Source organism: Colwellia sp. E2M01 (assembly GCF_018860585.1).
Classification (GTDB): Bacteria; Pseudomonadota; Gammaproteobacteria; order Enterobacterales; family Alteromonadaceae; genus Colwellia.
On record NZ_JAHKPR010000040.1, the window covers coordinates 2,089 to 3,960 of the forward strand.

3 protein-coding genes are annotated in these 1,872 nt (G+C 34.9%); all 3 read right to left on the reverse strand.

The features are described from left to right. Positions 1-103: 103 nt before the first annotated feature. The 3 genes from KO502_RS08975 to KO502_RS08985 all read right to left on the reverse strand — a co-directional run bounded on the left by KO502_RS08975 (position 104) and on the right by KO502_RS08985 (position 1,744). Complete coding sequence (locus tag KO502_RS08975; protein WP_216022243.1) at positions 104-730, reverse strand: hypothetical protein; 627 nt, start codon at positions 728-730, stop codon at positions 104-106. Positions 731-742: 12 nt separating this feature from the next. Further along, entirely contained in the window at positions 743-1,150 is a 408-nt protein-coding gene (locus KO502_RS08980) for a lysozyme inhibitor LprI family protein (RefSeq protein ID WP_216022244.1), read from the reverse strand. 165 nt (positions 1,151-1,315) lie between these two features. After that, positions 1,316-1,744, reverse strand: coding sequence for a hypothetical protein (locus KO502_RS08985; protein ID WP_216022245.1), 429 nt, complete (start codon positions 1,742-1,744; stop codon positions 1,316-1,318). Between the last annotated feature and the right edge of the window lie 128 nt (positions 1,745-1,872).

Here is a 1,872-nt window from a genome sequence, read left to right on the forward strand (position 1 = left end):
CAACTAACGCTTTGCTCAGCGGCTAAGTACAATTTGCTATAATGCGCGGAGCGCGAGCAAACTGTACGTGTCCGTTGAAGCAACTTGTTAAATGGCATTTTTATTAAGGCGTTATTCTTGCGTTGGCTTTGAAGAAGGTTACTCTTCTTTGAAATCTATCACCAGGAACACGTTGGCTTATCCACTTTGAACGATCAGATAACACTTTCAAAAAGCCTTTAGTGTCATTGTTAACTACATACTTTTGAATATATTTCCGAGTACTACCTGTATAGTCACCCCTAAATTTTAGATCAACTAAAATTTCTTTTATAGCAGAGTCAAGTTTTGACCAGTCGCATTTTCCATATTTAGCAGTTACATCACTTTTAGTACATAAACGCTTAGTCTCTGACTCTTCTTCTTTATATGATATGTTGAACAGGTTAACTTGCTGCTGTTGTGTTATTTCAAATTTTTCTAGTTTATGTGTTTTAATAAAAGCTTTTGCGGTGTTACCAGACAATCCAGCTGAAATTGATAGTTGTTTTGCATCTGTATGCTTCAAGCCAGACGCGATTAATTCATTATAAATTTTAAACGTACTTTTCATTTTCATATCATAACCACGACCAATAGTTAAACCTGACGTTAATGTTGGGACATGAAGAATTCTGCTGTGGTATGGTCCTTTTTCAGCACCCTCTGATTCAAAGGTAACCTTACCTTTGATTGGTTGTAATGCACTCATTATAATTTCCTTTTATTTATTGCTTAAAATCCATTGTAAATAACTTACTCGTTCATTAACTTTTGTTTCATAACAAAAATTGATAATAGAATCATATGCACTTCCACCCTCCGAGTCCAGAGTCTCCATTACACAGCTAGATTGCATATAAAGAACCCAGTCATCTTGAGCTTTTTGTATTTTTGATTTCGACTTATTCTCAGCACTTGAAAGAATAAGATTAAGAATTGAATTCATTTTGCTTTTAGAAGCTTCTAGGCTTTTATTACCACAGGAATTCATTTCTTGTTCTGTAGCCTTATCAAAGCAATTCATACTTTGATAAATTGAATGTACTTCGCTGTAGTCTATCTTTTTTTCAATGTGGCTCGCAGCAAACAATATACTTGGTATGAATGAAAATATTAAAAGATAACGCATTGGAACCTCTGATTTTTAATAATTAGTTAGGCTAACTTGTTATGAGTAAATTAGGTTAGCGGGATTTTGCCATTTAACGCCCCACTAAGAGGCAAATAATAGTTGGTTATAATAGAGAGCGAAGCGAACAAAACCAACTGTTATTTGTCCTGCTTGAGTGGCTTGTTAGATTTTACTGTGACACCAATCGTCGAATCTACGAGCAAACTCGAGCAATATATAAAATAGTGAGCCTACAATAAATGCAATTGGAATAGTCCAAAGTTCATGTTGCCATTTTAAAACTATGCATGACCAAAACGAACCTATTGTTATTGCACCGGCAATTGCATTTGTTAAATGTGACCCATAATTATGCTTACTTGGTAGTCTTAACTTAGCAAAACCTCGTGCCAATTCGCCTGCACCAATACAACCTATAAAATAACCACTTAACTCAAAGTTTATATTGAATTCCCAGCCAACTAACGGAAATAAAAACCAAAGAAATATAAAGCCAATACCATATGCTGAGGCAAAAACTAAAACGGTCAATGCAGAGTGCAACTCTTGACGAGTATTACTATAGAGATATTTGATTAGTGCTCCAAACATTTTATTAAACGCAATCCTTTCGTAAAATCTAACGCTTTGCTAAGAGGCTAAAATGGTTGGACTGACTTTTGCGGTTCTTTGCAAAAAGCGGGCAAACTGTTTTAGTCCTTTTAAGCAACTTGTATGGA

Excerpts from the sequence above, each read along its gene's own strand:
- KO502_RS08985 (WP_216022245.1), bottom strand. The coding sequence starts at position 1,744 with ATGTTTGGAGCACTAATCAAATATCTCTATAGTAATACTCGTCAAGAG.
- KO502_RS08975 (WP_216022243.1), bottom strand. The coding sequence starts at position 730 with ATGAGTGCATTACAACCAATCAAAGGTAAGGTTACCTTTGAATCAGAG.
- KO502_RS08980 (WP_216022244.1), bottom strand. The coding sequence starts at position 1,150 with ATGCGTTATCTTTTAATATTTTCATTCATACCAAGTATATTGTTTGCT.